The organism is Streptococcus oralis (genome assembly GCF_006175905.1).
Classification (GTDB): domain Bacteria; phylum Bacillota; class Bacilli; order Lactobacillales; family Streptococcaceae; genus Streptococcus; species Streptococcus oralis_BG.
Genome location: NZ_SSNB01000001.1, coordinates 272491 through 288451 on the forward strand (window position 1 = coordinate 272491; position 15961 = coordinate 288451).

15 protein-coding genes are annotated in these 15961 nt (G+C 45.1%); all 15 read right to left on the reverse strand.

Going from position 1 to position 15961, the window contains the following annotated elements; all coding sequences use genetic code 11:
* Window positions 1-56: 56 nt before the first annotated feature.
* Window positions 57-1331 (reverse strand): hydroxymethylglutaryl-CoA reductase, degradative, encoded by a 1275-nt coding sequence (locus E7Y33_RS01315; protein WP_139689432.1) that lies wholly within the window; start codon window positions 1329-1331, stop codon window positions 57-59.
* A complete protein-coding gene (locus tag E7Y33_RS01320) occupies window positions 1331-2503 on the reverse strand; it encodes a hydroxymethylglutaryl-CoA synthase (protein WP_139689433.1) in 1173 nt (390 codons plus the stop codon). Before E7Y33_RS01320 ends, E7Y33_RS01315 begins: the two co-directional genes overlap by 1 nt.
* Window positions 2504-2621: 118 nt before the next feature.
* On the reverse strand, window positions 2622-3077 hold the full coding sequence (locus tag E7Y33_RS01325) for a threonine/serine exporter family protein (protein WP_000176902.1): 456 nt from the start codon (window positions 3075-3077) through the stop codon (window positions 2622-2624).
* 1 nt (window position 3078) lies between these two features.
* Entirely contained in the window at window positions 3079-3837 is a 759-nt protein-coding gene (locus E7Y33_RS01330) for a threonine/serine exporter family protein (RefSeq protein ID WP_000344539.1), read from the reverse strand.
* A gap of 86 nt (window positions 3838-3923) precedes the next feature.
* Window positions 3924-5825 (reverse strand): Stk1 family PASTA domain-containing Ser/Thr kinase, encoded by a 1902-nt coding sequence (pknB, locus tag E7Y33_RS01335; protein WP_139689434.1) that lies wholly within the window; start codon window positions 5823-5825, stop codon window positions 3924-3926.
* Complete coding sequence (locus tag E7Y33_RS01340) at window positions 5822-6562, reverse strand: Stp1/IreP family PP2C-type Ser/Thr phosphatase (RefSeq protein WP_000401527.1); 741 nt, start codon at window positions 6560-6562, stop codon at window positions 5822-5824. The genes pknB and E7Y33_RS01340 overlap by 4 nt, the downstream gene beginning before the upstream one ends.
* A 15-nt stretch (window positions 6563-6577) precedes the next feature.
* On the reverse strand, window positions 6578-7891 hold the full coding sequence (gene rsmB / locus E7Y33_RS01345) for a 16S rRNA (cytosine(967)-C(5))-methyltransferase RsmB (RefSeq protein ID WP_161976018.1): 1314 nt from the start codon (window positions 7889-7891) through the stop codon (window positions 6578-6580).
* Window positions 7884-8819 (reverse strand): methionyl-tRNA formyltransferase, encoded by a 936-nt coding sequence (fmt, locus tag E7Y33_RS01350; RefSeq protein ID WP_139689436.1) that lies wholly within the window; start codon window positions 8817-8819, stop codon window positions 7884-7886. Before fmt ends, rsmB begins: the two co-directional genes overlap by 8 nt.
* A gap of 12 nt (window positions 8820-8831) precedes the next feature.
* Complete coding sequence (locus E7Y33_RS01355; protein WP_139689437.1) at window positions 8832-11228, reverse strand: primosomal protein N'; 2397 nt, start codon at window positions 11226-11228, stop codon at window positions 8832-8834.
* Window positions 11229-11293: 65 nt separating this feature from the next.
* Complete coding sequence (gene rpoZ, locus E7Y33_RS01360; RefSeq protein WP_002875802.1) at window positions 11294-11608, reverse strand: DNA-directed RNA polymerase subunit omega; 315 nt, start codon at window positions 11606-11608, stop codon at window positions 11294-11296.
* Between the two features lie 24 nt (window positions 11609-11632).
* Complete coding sequence (gmk, locus tag E7Y33_RS01365) at window positions 11633-12259, reverse strand: guanylate kinase (RefSeq protein WP_000775041.1); 627 nt, start codon at window positions 12257-12259, stop codon at window positions 11633-11635.
* 134 nt (window positions 12260-12393) lie between these two features.
* A complete protein-coding gene (locus tag E7Y33_RS01370) occupies window positions 12394-14007 on the reverse strand; it encodes a ribonuclease Y (protein WP_139689438.1) in 1614 nt (537 codons plus the stop codon).
* A gap of 203 nt (window positions 14008-14210) precedes the next feature.
* On the reverse strand, window positions 14211-14465 hold the full coding sequence (locus tag E7Y33_RS01375) for a Txe/YoeB family addiction module toxin (protein ID WP_139689439.1): 255 nt from the start codon (window positions 14463-14465) through the stop codon (window positions 14211-14213).
* Window positions 14466-14468: 3 nt separating this feature from the next.
* On the reverse strand, window positions 14469-14723 hold the full coding sequence (locus tag E7Y33_RS01380) for a type II toxin-antitoxin system Phd/YefM family antitoxin (RefSeq protein WP_202612938.1): 255 nt from the start codon (window positions 14721-14723) through the stop codon (window positions 14469-14471).
* A 133-nt stretch (window positions 14724-14856) separates the two neighbouring features.
* Window positions 14857-15954 (reverse strand): nucleotidyltransferase, encoded by a 1098-nt coding sequence (locus tag E7Y33_RS01385; RefSeq protein ID WP_139689441.1) that lies wholly within the window; start codon window positions 15952-15954, stop codon window positions 14857-14859.
* Window positions 15955-15961: the final 7 nt, after the last annotated feature.

A 15961-nucleotide genomic window follows, 5' to 3' on the forward strand; every position in this document is an offset into this window, starting at 1 on the left:
TTTGATTTTCATTGAGTATAAACACAAGAAAACTCAGACGAATTCGTCTGAGTTTTTTATGATCTTAAGTTTTCGAGATAGCGCTGGGCTGTCTCTAAGTTAAAGGTTTTATCTGCGATGAGGCGCTCAACGAGGGGAGCTACCTCGGACTCACTAGCACCTGCTAGGAGCGCTAGGGATTTGGCCTGTAATTTCATGTGGCCTTGCTGGATGCCCGTACTTACTAAGGCTTTGAGGGCCGCAAAGTTTTGGGCAAGACCGATGGACACGATAATCTGAGCCAATTCCTTGGCTGAAGGATTTCCTAGTAGTTCATGACTGAGGGCTACACGAGGGTTGAGACCGATAGAGCCACCCTTGGTCGCTACCGGCATGGGCAGGGTCATCTGGCCGACCAATTCTTCTTTTTCCATGTCCAGCGTCCATTGACTAAGACCTTGATAGCGCCCGTCTCGACTGGCAAAGGCATGGGCCCCAGCTTCGATAGCACGCCAGTCATTACCCGTGGCGATTAAAATGGCATCAATACCATTAAAAATCCCTTTATTATGGGTAGCCGCTCGGTAGGGATCAGCCTGCGCAAACTGGCTGGCCAAGGCTATTTTCTCCGCAATTTCTCGTCCTTGGTCCCTTTGGGGACTCAAGTAGCGAAAGGCGATACGACAGCTTGCAGTCACCAGAGAATCAGTCGCGTAGTTGGACAGGATCCCCATAAGGCTCTGTCCCTGACTGAGTTCTTCTAAGACTGGTTTCAAGGCCTCCAGCATGGTGTTGAGCATATTGGCTCCCATGGCTTCCTGAGTATCGACATGAAGATAAGCAACGAGAAAGTCTGTTTCTCCCTTGATCTGCTCTACATGCAAATCACGCGCCCCGCCACCACGTTTGACGATAGAAGGATAGGCTTGATTGGCAAGTTCCAAGAGTTCGGCTTTCTTGCTGGCAATCTTTTCTTGCGCTTGTTCAGGATCAGCAACTTGATAAAGGGCTACCTGACCAATCATCTGGCGCTGATGAACCTGAGCAGTAAAACCACCTGCTCGTTTGATGATTTTACTTGCATAGCTGGCCGCAGCAACCACTGAGGGTTCTTCTGTCACATAGGGAACTGTATAATCCTGACCATTCACCAAAAGTTCTGGAATGATGGAATAAGGCAGAGAAAAAGTTCCTATCACATTCTCACTCAGCTGGTCTGCGACAGCCAAGCTAACTTGTTCATTCTGCTCTAGACTGGTTTGCTTTTCAGGACTAAGGAGCGCCTGAGCTCGCAACAACTCAAGGCGCTCATGGTATGATTTTTTAGAAAATCCATTCCAACTTATCTTCATTATTTTTCAACCTTGCTATAACGGCGTTGGTGGTCGACAATCTCCACCAAGGCATAGTCTTGATGTTCATAAGCTGCAAATTGGGCTGAACCAGATTCGTCCAACTGCACCTCTTCGAAGAATACTTTTTCATAGTCTGCAACGGATAGGACTGTACGTTGTTTGAGTTTGCTCAAGCGATCCTTATCAAGGTAAGCCTCATAGCCTTCGACCAATTCGCCACTAAAGAACTCTGAGACAGCTCCACTTCCGTAACTGTAGAGGGCAATTTTATCGCCAGCCTTCAAATTCTCTGCATTTTCCAAAAGAGAGAGGAGTCCGAGGAAGAGGGAACCTGTATAGATATTCCCAATCATCTGACTGTAGAGAATGGATTTGTCAAAGTTTTCTTGCAAACTATCCTGTTTTTCCTGAGATAGAGTCTTATCCATCATCTTGCGCAAGCCTTTTAGGGCCAACTTAGGATAAGGCAAGTGGAAACAGATGGCCGCAAAGTCACCCATGGTCCAATCGTAGCGCTTCTTGTATTCATCCCAAGTTGTCGTGAGACTATCCAGATATTGCTGGGTTGAATAGACACCATTGACATAAGGAGTGCTTGAATAGTTTGGTCGCCAGAAATCCATGATGTCGCGTGTTTGAGCAACGTTATCATTGTTAAAGGCCATGATACGTGGATTTTGCGTGATTAGCATCGCTACACTTCCAGCTCCCTGGGTTGGTTCACCTGGAGTTCCTACACCATACTTGGCAATATCACTGGCAATGACCAAAACCTTAGACTCTGGAGAATTTTCCACATGCAATTTAGCATAATGAAGGGCAGCTGTCGCTCCATAGCAGGCTTCTTTGATTTCAAAGCTACGGGCGAAAGGCTGAATGCCTAATAGGCCATGAACAAAGACTGCCGCTGCCTTACTCTGGTCAATCCCTGACTCAGTCGCCACGATGACCATATCGATTTCTTCTTTTTCTTTGTCTGTTAAAATAGAGTTGCTTGCACTAGCTGCCAAGGTAACAATGTCCTCAGTCAGTGGCGCAATACTAATTTCATTTAACAAGAGTCCCTTGCTAAATTTTTCGGGGTCAACTCCCCTCGCTTCTGCTAAGTCTTGTAATTTCAAGACATATTGACTGGTCGCAAAACCAATCTTATCAATACCGATTGTCATATTTACCTCTGTTTTTTCATTCATTGTAAAAAATCGTTTCATTCTATTTTATCACAAATAGGAACAAAAGAGAGAAAAAAGACTTGATTCAACAAATCAAGTCTTTGCTTTGATTGTATTAGGAAGAGATTCCTCGTTGTTTTCGGATGTAGTAATAAAGCTTTAGAATTACCGTTCCACTTGCCATTCCAATGGAAATAACGAGGGCTAACATAACCACCAAAGTCGCGCTGGCAATGGCATGGCTGTAATCGCCTGTCACAAAGAAAGCTGTCGTTCGATAGGATAAATAACCTGGCACCAAGGGGGCAAGAATAGCCAAGACAAAGACCACCGCTGGTGTCTTATAGACAATACTTAAAATCTGACTGATGCAAGAGCCAATTACTGCTGCGATAAAGGTCGCAATAATAACATTGGTTGGTTCTTTGAGCACGAGATAGAGGAGCCAAACACCCATTCCCAAAATACCACCAGGTAGGAGCATGGAGCGTTGAACATTCAGTACGATTAGAAAGGTGATAATGGCGAGTAAACTCGCTACTGCTTGGAGTAAAATACTTGTTAGAGTCATCTTATGTCATCAAAACTAGGGCGACGGAGGTACCGGCCCCTAAAGCGAGGGTAATGAGCAGGGATTCAAACATCTTGCTCATACCAGAGTTGATATGGTTGGTCATGATATCCCGTACCGCATTTGTCAGAGCAATCCCTGGAACAAAGGGCATGACCGCTCCTGCTATAATCAGGTCTGCTGTCGAAGGAAAGCCTGTATAGCGGGCCCAGAACTGGGCGATCAAGCCGAAAACAAAGGCACCTGCAAAGGCCGTTACAAAAGGAATGCGGACAAACTTCTCGACATAGAGAGAGAAGGCAAATCCAAATAAAGTTGCAATAGCTGCACCAAAAGCGTCATAAACATTGCCCCCAAACATAATCGAGAAGAAAGGGGCACTGAGGGTCGCTGCTACAGTCACTTGGAACTTTGTATAAGGAAGGGCTTGATTACCAATTTCTTTGAGCTTTTTAAAGGCTGTCGAGAGATCAATCTGCCCGCCCACAAGCTCCCGTGATACTTGGTTGACATCGCAAACTTTTTCAATGTTATAAGAGGATGAGGTCACCCGTTTCATCCGAGAAATATTGGTATTTTCAATAGAAAAGAAAATAGCTGCGGGCATGGCAAGAACATTGCAATCCAATATTCCCTGCGAATGGGCAATACGGATCATCGTATCCTCGACCCGATGAATCTCTGAGCCACTTTTCAGGAGAATGGTTCCTGCTAGCATAATCACATCAATGACGGCATTCAACTCTCTCGATTCGTCCATTTTCTCCTCCTTTTTCTACTCCCTATATTTTATCACAAAATCTTGTGAAAAAAAATCTTTGTCATGAAATCATGACAAAGATTCGTTTAATCTCGAGAACTTTCGTGAGATCCTTCATTATTGGATGAACTGCTAGAAGGAGTGTGCCCTTGTTGATTTCCTTGTTGGTTCCCCTGGTTTGGACTTGTAGGAGAACCCTGGTTCCCACGTTGGGCAGGATTAGAGGATGAAGTTGACGGTGGTGTTTTTGGTTTGTAGATGGAAAGTTTGATACGCGTACTTGCAAGATCAACCAGTTCTCCTGCTCTTGGCGTTTGACTTACAACAGTTCCTTCTGCCGTTCCTTCAGGGGCAGTCGATACTTCAACAACTTCGATATTAGCCTCTTTTACTCCAACAATCTGAGTCAGATTATTCTTAGTAAATTCGAGACTTGAACCAATGTAGCTAGGCATGCTGACACTAGTCACCTTCTTAGCCACTGTTAAGGTAATCGTAGTGGCTTTTGAGAGATCATAAGTCGAACCCGAAGCAGGGGTCTGTCTGATGACGATTCCAGGTTCACTTTCGCTGGATTCTTCCTCTTCCATCTTGATTAGATTTTCAGGAACCTTCTTCTCCTTGAGTTCAGCTACGACTTCCGTATACTTGCGTCCGACGTAATTGCTCAATTGGAAGGATTGCTTACCAGAAGAAACAATCAAATTGACCTTGGTTCCTTCTTTTCGGCCACTACCAGCTTCTGGATCCGTTCGAATAACGCGGCCTTCTGCTACTGTATCGCTGGCCTCTGACTTTTCTTCACCGGCTTCAAACTTGGATTTTTTAAGAGCTTCCTTAGCCTCTGCAACGGTTTGTCCAGCCACATCAGGAATGGGAATCGTTGCAGGTGTTCTTGACAAAATCCAGACCAAAGAGGCTGCAACCAATAGAAGACTGGCCAAAAGAATCATATAGCGAGCCTTAAACTTCCGTTTCTTGGCTGGCTTTGGCGCTGGAGCCGGCTCTGCCACTGGTTGAGTTGGTTTCTTTGGCTGAGGGCGTTCTTCCTGCGCCAAAGCTTTAGGAATCGATGTCAGTGTACTTTGTGGAACTTTAGGTAAAGTCTTAGTGTCTGCCTTACTCGCATCATCAAAGACCAGCTTCGGTTCATTGCGACGATTATAAGACAAGCTAGTTGACAAGTCCACATACATTTCCGAAACAGACTGATAACGATCTGACAGCTTCTTAGCAGTTGCCTTGATGACAACATTTTCTAAAGCCTGAGGGACAGATGGATTTTCAGCTATGACGGACGGAAGTGGTTTCTGGAAATGCTGGAGGGCAATCGTAACCGCGCTATCCCCATCGTAAGGGATATGTCCCGTCAGCATCTCATAGAAGATAATCCCCATTGCATAGATATCACTCTGGAAAGTCGCTTTAGAACCACGTGCTTGCTCAGGTGACAAATAATGAACAGAGCCTAACATTGAGTTGGTCTGGGTCAGACTAGTCTCCGCAAAGGCTACAGCAATCCCAAAGTCCGTGACCTTAGCTGTGCCGTCAGGTGTCAAGAGGATATTTTGAGGTTTCAAATCCCGGTGAACAATTCCTCGAGTATGGGCTAAGCGCATGGCCAAGAGGATTTGCCCCATAATCCGAACTGCTTCTTCATTTGAAAGAGGATAGTGTTCTTTGATATAACGCTTGAGGTCAAGGCCTGCTACGTATTCCATAGCTAGGTACTGTTGACCGTCTTCCTCACCAATATCTGTTATCCGAACGATATGAGGATGGTCCAGATCCGCCATGGCTCTCGCTTCACGCTGGAAACGTGCCACAGCAATCGGGTCCGTCTGGTAGTTGGTCCTCAGGACCTTCACTGCCACTTCTTCCCCGTCTAGGATCAAATCCTTGGCCAAGTAAACATCTGCCATGCCTCCTCGACCAATCTGCTTGACAATCCGATACCGCCCGGCAAAAATCTTGCCGATTTGGATCATTCTGCTGCCTCCTCGTTCATGTAAACAAGGGCAACCGTAATGTTGTCTAAACCTCCTGCATTGTTAGCAAAACGAATAAGGGTTGCCGCCTTGTCTGCTAGGGAAATATCGCTGGTTACGATATCATAAATCTCACTTGCCGAAATCATATTGGTCAAACCATCACTATTGAGCAAGAGATAATCTCCTGACTCCAGTGTAATCATCCCAAAATCTGGCTGGATTTCATCTTTTTGTCCGATAGACTGGGTGATGATATTCTTTTGAGGGTGAGTTTCTGCTTCTTCTGGAGTCAATTGACCAGCCTTGAGCAATTCGTTGACCAAGGAATGGTCACTCGTCAACTGGTGGTATTCTTCTCCACGAATCAAACCGATACGAGAATCTCCAATGTGAGCATAGATGGCTTGGTTGTCAATAAACGCAACAGCTTCTAGCGTTGTTCCCATGCCTCTGTAGGCTTCGTCCTGACCTAGTTGATGAATTTTTTGATTTTCAATCTCTAGGTAGTGGGCAAACCACTCACGAACTTCATTGACTGAGTCGATTTGGGTATCCACCCAAGCCACACCAAGGTCTGTTACCGCCATCTCACTAGCGATATTTCCTGCACGGTGTCCTCCCATCCCGTCAGCCAAGATGATCATAGTGCGTCCTGCTCGGTTGACAAAGTGATTGACATAGTCCTGATTATTTGTCCGTTTCTGACCAACATCTGTTAATAATGCTATTTCCATTGTGTCAGTTCCTTCCTATTCTGATATCTTGCGAAATTGGCTGATAAAGAATCCATCACTTCCATACAATTCTGGAGTAATCAGGATGCAGCCATCTTTCAGGATATCTTTACATTCGTGTTCTAGTTTAACCTGCTCGAACTCGGGATGACTTTCTAAAAACGCCTCAACGACTTGAAAGTTCTCCTCAGAGACAATAGTACAGGTACTATAAGTTATTATACCACCTTTTCGTAGCGTTTGACAAACACTACCTAATATTTCCAGCTGAATTTCCTGTAAGGACATGAAATCTGCTGTTTCTTTATTGTATTTGATGTCTGGTTTACGACGCAAGAGTCCAATCCCAGAACAGGGAGCATCTACCAAAATCTTATCAAAAGAGTCCTTTTCAAAAAACTCATGCACCTTTCTGGCATCCAATTTTTGCGTTTGCACTTGATCTGCCACACCTAAACGCTCCGCATTTTCTTGGATCAAGTCCAACTTATGGTCATAAAGATCCAAAGCCGTCACCTTACCAGATGTGAGGTAAGAAGCCATATGGGCTGTTTTTCCACCCGGAGCGGCACAGGCATCCAGGACCTGCTCATCGCCTTGCAGATCAAGAGTGGGAGCAACCAATTGACTGGACTCGTCTTGGATGGTTATAGCCCCTTCTGCGAACAAATCATGACCTGCAAAGTGGCCTTGCTCCTTGACCAGACCTGTGGCCGCCAAAGGGGAATCAGTCGTCTCTAACACAGCTTTGATTTCCTCTTTTCGGCTCAAGTCAGTCACCCGAATGCTGGCTTTGTTACGCACCAAAAGGCTTTCAAAAATGGCTTGGGCTCGCTCTTCCCCGTACTCTTCCTTGAGCTTAGATACTAGCCAAACTGGGAGAGAATAGGCAATGGAATCACGCTTGTTTTTACGTTTGATGCTGTCAATATCTGGCCAGCCTTCTCGTAAGATACGACGCAGGACGGCGTTGACCAATTTCTCACTGCCTTTTTTACGTAATTTGGCCAATTCCACTGCTTCATTAACCACAGCATGATCTGGAATTTTGTCCAAATATCGGAGCTGGTAGGCGCTCATAAGGAGTAGGATATAGAGCCAGTTATCTAGCTTGTCTCGGTCTTCTATATAGTGGGACAGATACCATTCTAAGGTGAGTTTGCGGGCTACCGTTCCATAGACAATCTCTGTCACCAAGCCCTTGTCTGCTGCTGAGAGTTGACTGCCCTTGAGGTGTTTATTTAAAGCAATATTGGAATATGCTTGATGGACAAAAACATCCTCTAACACTGCTAGAGCTAGATTTCTAGCTGTTTCTACTTTAGTCACCAAATCGTTCTCCTATAGTCAAAGTACGACCAACTCCGTTGAGGAAGGAAGCAATATCCATCTTAGGTTTGCCAGCTGGCTGCACTTGCTTGAGAGATAGAGCTCCTTCAGCCGTTGCGACGATCAATTCCTTCTTGCCAATAGAGAGGATCTCACCTGGATTTCCCTGACCTTCTACTGGTAGGGCTTCATAAATCTTAAAGCGGTCGCCTTTGAGAAACGTATGGGCAACAGGCCAGGGGTTCATTCCACGGATTTGGTTGAAGAGTTGGCGATTGGTTTTAGTCCAATCCAGCTTTTCTTCCTCTGGCTTGATATTTGGCGAGAAAGTGACCTGGCTTGGGTCCTGAGGCACAGGCTTAATCTCCCCAGCAATATAGGCAGGCAGGGTGTCCAAAAGCAAGTCACGACCAACAATGGCTAATTTCTCAAACAAGGTGCCGACATTATCCTCATCTGTGATAGGAATACTGCGACGGGAAATCATGTCTCCTGCATCCATTTCTTTAACCATTTCCATAATGGTCACACCAGCTTCCTCATCTCCTTGAATCAAGGCATAATGAATAGGCGCACCACCGCGGTGTTTGGGAAGGAGGGAGGCGTGAACATTGACCGCAAAATCCATGTTATCAAGAAGTTTACTTGGGAGAAATTGTCCAAAAGCAGCGGTCACAATCCCATCAGCCCCCAAATTCATGATAGCTTCCAGCTCTGGGCTTCCAGATAATTTTTCTGGTTGGTAAATAGGAAGGCCTGCTTCTTTTGCAGCCTGCTTGACTGGAGTTTCTTGGATCACTTTTTTACGGCCGACAGCGCGGTCTGGCTGGGTCACAACAGCTAGAATCTCGTAACAATCATCTGATAACAACCCCTTCAAAACTGTCGCTGAAAAATCAGGGGTCCCCATAAAGATTAGTTTTGTCATTTCTTCTCCTTCTTATAAAAATTGCTGCGGTTCGTGGTCAATGCTGAGACGAAGCTCGCTATTTTCACGTTCTTGAGTCAAGGCCAAGACCTGGTTGAGGGTTGGACCCAGCTCATCTTCTAAACGGTATTTAATCAAAATCTGGTAATGATAAAGGTTGTGGGTACGAGCAATGGGCTTGGGCGTTGGACCCAGGATTTTACTAGTTTCCGATAGACCTGAGCGCAAAATTCCCATAACTTCATAGGCACGTTTGACAACCTCTTCTTCTTTCTTGTGAGAGAGGGTAATCCCAATAGTGAAATAATAAGGCGGATAGCCGAGTTGGCGCCTGATGCTCATTTCATAGGCGTAAAAGCCTTCATAATCCTGCTCCTTGGCAAATCGAATGGCATAGTGCTCAGGATTGTAAGACTGGATCAAGACCTGCCCAGCCTTTTCCGCTCGACCTGCACGACCAGCCACCTGGGTCAAGAGTTGGAAGGTTCTCTCAGAAGAACGGAAATCAGGCAGATTCAAGGCCGTATCTGCATTGAGCACTCCGACCAAGGTCACATTTGGAAAATCCAAGCCCTTGGCAATCATCTGAGTTCCCAGCAAGATATCTGCTTCACCTTGGCCAAACTGGTCAAGAAGAGCTTGGTGACTGCCTTTCTTGCGGGTCGTATCCACATCCATCCGCAGAATGCGTGCCTGAGGAAAGAGCTCTGCCAGCTCATCGTAAGCTTTCTGAGTCCCTGTACCGTAGTAGCGAATGCTGCGACTCTGACAGTTGGGACAGACATGAGGAATTCCCTTAGAAAAGCCACAGTAATGGCAGTTCATGGTCTTGGTATCCATGTGGAGAGTGAGAGAAATGTCACAGTTGGGACAAGTATCCACAGTCCCACACTCCCGACACATAACAAAGCTAGAATAGCCCCGACGGTTGAGCATGAGGACTACCTGCTCTTTTTTATCCAGTCGGTCTTGGATAGCTTCTAGCAAAGGAGGGGTAAAGTTTGATGTCTCGTTTTGCCCGATATAGTCCCGAAAGTCAATCACTTGAACCTCAGGAATAGTGGCTAAAGGATTGGCCCGTTGGGTCAGACGTAAGTGTTGGTAGACGCCTTTTCCAGCCCGCGCACGGCTCTCTAAGCTCGGTGTTGCTGAACCAAGGACTAGGGCTGCTTGATTGTACTGAGCCCGTAAAATGGCGACCTCTCTAGCATGGTAACGCGGATTGCTGTCTTGCTTGTAACTGGCTTCATGTTCTTCATCGATAATGATGACACCCAGATTTTTCAGAGGAGCAAAGATGGCCGATCTGGCTCCAACAACAACTTGAGCATCTCCACGTTCGACCTTGCGCCATTCATCGTACTTTTCACCATTAGACAGGCCTGAATGAAGAATGGCTACTTTGTCGCCGAAACGAGCAATGAACCGCTCCGTCATTTGTGGCGTCAGAGAAATCTCAGGAACCAGTAAAATAGCTGTCTTACCCTTGTCCAAGGCTCCTTGGATGATCTGCAAATAAACCTCCGTTTTCCCACTTCCTGTAATCCCTTGAAGGAGGAATGGAGGCTGTTGACTGCCAATAGCACTGACAACCGCATCACGCGCCTGTCTTTGTTCCCGATTCAATTCCAAAGGTTGGCTGGCTTCAATGCCTTCAAAATAAGCGGCTGAGCGTTGCACTTCCTTTTGGACTATGGACACAGCTCCTTGCTCCACAAAGAAGTTGACTTGCTCGCGTGAGTAGGACTCTAACAAACTAGCCAGAGGAGCACTCTCAGGATGAGACAGCAAATAGTCTCTCAGCTCTGCTTTTTTCTTAGCACGCGCAGAAATCTCGATCTTCTCTAGCTGAGTGGCATCAACTTCATACCAAGACTGGGTCTTGACCTTCTTTTGATCGACTGCCTGGTATTCTAAGCGGAGCAGAACTTTCCTGGTCAAGCGCATCATTTCTGCCTGTTTAGCAAGGTCTAGAGAAGAAAAGGCTAGCGAATCTTCGGAACCAAACAGACGCTCTTTGTCTGCCTGACTTAGGCCTTCCAAAGGATAGAGAATCTTATCATAACTGGAGTTTAAAAATCCCGGCAACATGGCTTTTAGAATGGAGATTTTATAAGAAAAGACAGACTTGCGTAACTCCTCAGCCAGCCAGAGTTGCTCTTGAGTCAAGACGGGAGAAAAGTCTAGCACCTCTGCAATCTCCTTCAAGTCCTGACCTTCCATCTCTTCATCCGACTGGGACTCCAGGCCAAGCACAATCCCTTGTATCAAACGATTACCCTTGCCGAAGGGGACATGAACCCGCATACCGACTTCCAGCATCTCTACAAATTCCTCAGGGACCTTATAACTATAGGGCTGGTCCGTCTGCATAAGGGGAACATCCACGATAATCTTTGCGATAGCCATCTTCTCACCTCCTTCTTGTCAGTACATTCTTGCAATAGAAAAAATAAGATTGAGTCCCCCCAACCTTAAATTTTTTCACCATCTTCTTTTTCTTTAGCGATTTGCTCTTTGATTTTCTTTTCTTCTTCTTCTCTGCGGCGTTTTTCTTCTTCGATACGGAGACGAACCGCTTCACGTTTTCCTTCTGGATCTGGGTGAATGGTTACATTTCCAGACTCGATTTCTTCCAAAGCGCGAAGAGTTGATTTTTCAGACTTAAACTCTTGAGTTGCTGGCGCACCTGCTTCTAGTTCGTGGGCGCGTTTTGCTTCCAAGATTACGAGTGAATATTTTGATGGCACCTTGTCTAGCAAGGTATCAATAGAGGGTTTTAACATCATTTGCTTGTACCTGTTTCCTATAGTTTATCGAGTAGTTGGAGATTTTGGCAACATCTCCTGGTAGTGACCAATGACACGGTCCACACGGAAGTGTTCTGCTTCGATCACACGCTTGACACGTTCAGCAGCGAGGGGCACCTGATCGTTGACAATGGCATAATCATACTCACGCATGAGGGCAATTTCTTCCTTGGCTTTTTCGATTCGTTGGGCAATCACTTCAGCGCTATCTGTTCCACGACCTACCAAACGATCTTGCAATTCATCCAAATCTGGTGGTGTTAAAAAGATAAAGACAGCATCTGGAACCTTTTTCTTAACCTGAAGAGCTCCTTGCACTTCAATCTCAAGAAAGACATCGATTCCCTTGTCCAGAGTTTCATTGACATAGGTCAGAGGAGTTCCATAGTAGTTACCGACATATTCTGCATATTCCAACATCTGACCTTGACGGATCAGCTCTTCAAACTCTTCACGAGTACGGAAGAAATAGTCCACTCCGTCCACTTCACCAGGACGTTGCGCACGTGTCGTCATCGATACAGAGTATTGAAATTGATTCTCAGAACTCTCAAAAATCTCTCTTCTAACCGTTCCTTTCCCAACTCCTGAAGGACCAGAAAAAACGATTAGCAAGCCTCGGTCTGCCATTATGTCTCCTTTAGTTAGTCTGTGAAATAAAGTGAAATTTCTCTCGGATAGTGATGATAGCGTCAGTTATCCTTCTACAGTCTTTCTATCTAGTGTAACAAAAAAGCAGTAATATTTCAACTGCTCTTTCTTATTTATTTAGCATAATCTACTGCACGAAGTTCGCGGATCACGGTTACCTTGATATTTCCTGGGTAATCGAGATTGTTTTCAATTTTCTCACGAACTTTATGAGCCAAGATTGTGACTTTGTCGTCTTTGATTTGTCCTGGATTAACCATGATACGAATCTCACGTCCTGCTTGAAGGGCAAAGCTGTTTTGCACACCTTCAAAGCCATTGGCGATTTCTTCCAAGTCATGGAGACGCTTGATATAGCTTTCAAGAGATTCACTACGAGCACCTGGACGCGCTGCACTCAAGGCATCTGCTGCAGCAACGATCACTGCAATGACGCTTTCGGCTTCAACATCGCCGTGGTGGCTAGCAATCGTATTCACTACAACTGGGTGTTCCTTGTACTTACGAGCCAACTCCGTACCAATCTCAACGTGGCTACCTTCAACCTCGCGGTCAATAGCTTTTCCGATGTCGTGAAGGAATCCAGCACGACGGGCAAGAGCTGCATTTTCACCAAGTTCACTGGCGATGATACCAGATAACTTAGCAACCTCAATCGAATGACGCAAGACATTTTGTCCATATGAAGTACGGAACTGCAAGCGTCCCATGATCTTCATCAAGTCTGGATGGAGGTTTGGCGCACCAATCTCATAGGCAGCAGCCTCACCGTATTCACGGATTTTATTGTCAATCTCCTGACGGTTTTTCTCCACCAACTCCTCGATACGAGCTGGGTGGATACGACCATCCTTGAGCAACATTTCCATGGTCATACGAGCAATTTCACGACGAATCGGATCAAATCCTGACAAGGTGACCACTTCTGGCATGTCGTCGATAATCACATCGACCCCTGTCAAACTTTCAAAGGTACGAATATTACGCCCTTCACGACCGATAATACGTCCTTTCATGGTATCATCTGGTAGGTGAACTGTCGAGTTTGTTGACTCTGCTACATAATCACCAGCGATACGTTGCATAGCCTGAACCAAGATATCTTTCGCAATCTTGTCTGACCGTTCCTTGACTTCTTGCTCAGCCTCACGAATGCGACTAGCAATTTCCTTGCTCAAATTTTCCTCTGTCTGAGCCAAGATAATATCTCGAGCCTCAGTTTGGGAAAGGGAACTGATACGTTCAAGTTCAGCTTCTTTTTGTCTTTCGACTTCCTCTAATTGCTCTTCACGTGCATCAAGGTTTTTTGCTCTATCAGAAATACTTTGTTCTTTTTGTTCAAGTGTTTTTTCTTTGTTCGTCAAATTGTCGTCTTTGCGATCAAGGCTCGTAGCTCTCTCCGTCAAACGACTTTCGATTTGCTTGAGTTCCTGACGTTCTGACTTAAATTCAGCGTCCACTTCTTCACGGTATTTTCTGGCTTCCTCTTTGGCCTCCAATAGTGCTTCTTTTTTAAGAGACTTGCTTTCGCTCTTGGCTTCATTTAGCAATAAATCCGCTTCGCGCTCAGCTTGTCCTCGTAAATTAGTTGCTTCTTGTTCAGCATTTAGAAGCATCAACTCTGCAGCCTCTTGAGATGATTTCATCTTAGCTGAGATGCTGACATATCCAATGACTAAACCAATGATGACGGCAAAAACAGCAATCGCAAGTGTCATGATTTCCATGTTTTTACCTCATTAAATTTGTTTATCGAATGACATACATTCCTTAATATTCTATCATAAAAAACCGATTTTCACAAACCCAAATTGAAGAGTTTTGTGTGAATTTTAGAAGAAAGTTCTGAAATCACAAAACAAACTTTCTAACTCTTAAAAATGACATTTTCATTAAAACATACAATAAAAAAGCCTACCTCTCAGTAGACTTAGTAATGATCCTTAAAAGATAAGAAAGCCACGCTATCTCCATCCATCATATAAATCAAGCGATTTTCTGCATCAATACGACGCGACCAAGCTCCTTGGTAGTCATACTTGAGTGGTTCTGGTTTACCCATTCCTACAAAAAGATCGCGTTGAATATCCTTGATTAGTTTGTTGATTCTTTTCAGTGTTTTCTTGTCCTGAGTTTGCCAGTAGCAATAATCTGCCCAGGCATCTTCTGTAAATTTGAGTAGCATTCCTCACTCCTCAATAACATGTACCTGAGTGCTTCCAGCACGGACTTGAGCCATTCCTCGCAAAACCTTTTCAGAAAGTTCCTTATTTTGAGCAATTCTTAGGGTTTCCTGAATACTATCCCACTCGCTCTTTGAAAGAACTACAATATCCTCATCTGGATTTTTATTGACCACCGTTAAAGGCTCAAATTCATCGTTTACCTTTTTCATATAGTCCTTTAAATGATTTCGGAATGTTGAGTAAAGAACTGCTTCCATAACCATACCTCGTTTTACCTCTTTTCCACTATTATACACGAAAAGAAAGAAATTGTCAGGAACTTGTACAAGATTCTTCTTTTCTATCTATTTATTCGGAAAAAGACCTAAAAAAGCCTACCTTTCAGTAGACTTAGTTTGATTCTTTTCTAATGGGTACTCTGCCGAAATTTTGCTCTGCTATACTTGGTTGCCCCAGTTGATAGATTTGGTCTGCCTTTTGAGTCATAGCATCCCAAGGCTCTTTCCCAATTCGGCTAACTAGATGGACTTGGTCTTTCAGAGATTTGAGGTGTTGTCTGCCTTTTTCAGTAAATCCAAGGACATGAATCCCTTCTGGCAAGTCACTTTCTCTAGCCTGCACCAAGATATAGGTCAAGAGGCGTCTGACACGCGCCTTGGTGTACCGTTTGGTCGCAACCGCCTCGACCAACTCTTCTACAGACTGGGCTGTCTTGATGGCATCCTTGATGCGCACTGCCATTTCTTGATTGACCTGATAGATGGTGGTTAGGTCTGGATTTGACAAAATTTGATAGCGGAGCAAGGGAAAATAATCGTCCCAACTCACCTTACTAGCCTGCTCAAAGAGGGCAACGGAAGGCATAAAGCTTTCTAAGAAATCTTGGTCTGATTGATGCTGACGAAGGGCTGTCGCTGAGGCAAAGTCCATATCCTTGTCCACAGAATGGTAACCCGCTCCCTGACGCTGAATCGGATGCAGTTTGATGTTGCGTCCAGCAACCGCCTTGGCATAGGCAAGAGCAAGGACATGATTGGGGGTATTGCCTGAAAAATCAAGACCTGCAAATTCCTTCCACATGGCTTGGGTTTTCTGGGGATAGGAGAGAGAGTCAGGCAGATTATCCACAAATTTCTCCATCTCACTACCTTGATTTGTATATAAGTCTGCAATTTTTTGATAATCCAGAACTTCCTCTGTCCCAAAAGCCAGCCTATCAATGCCCAATCGAGTCAAGATATCCACAGCCCCTTGACCAAAGAAGTCTGCCGCCTGAACACTGACTAAAAAGGGCAATTCCACTACCAAGTCTGCGCCATTCTCCAGTGCCATCTGGGCCCGTGCCCACTTATCAACGATAGCAGGTTCTCCACGCTGCATGAAATTCCCAGACATGACCACAATTTTCAGTCCCTCTGCCTGCTCAAGCAGGTATTTGTGCCCATTATGAAAAGGATTGAACTCCGCGATAATACCAGTGATGGTCATGATATTC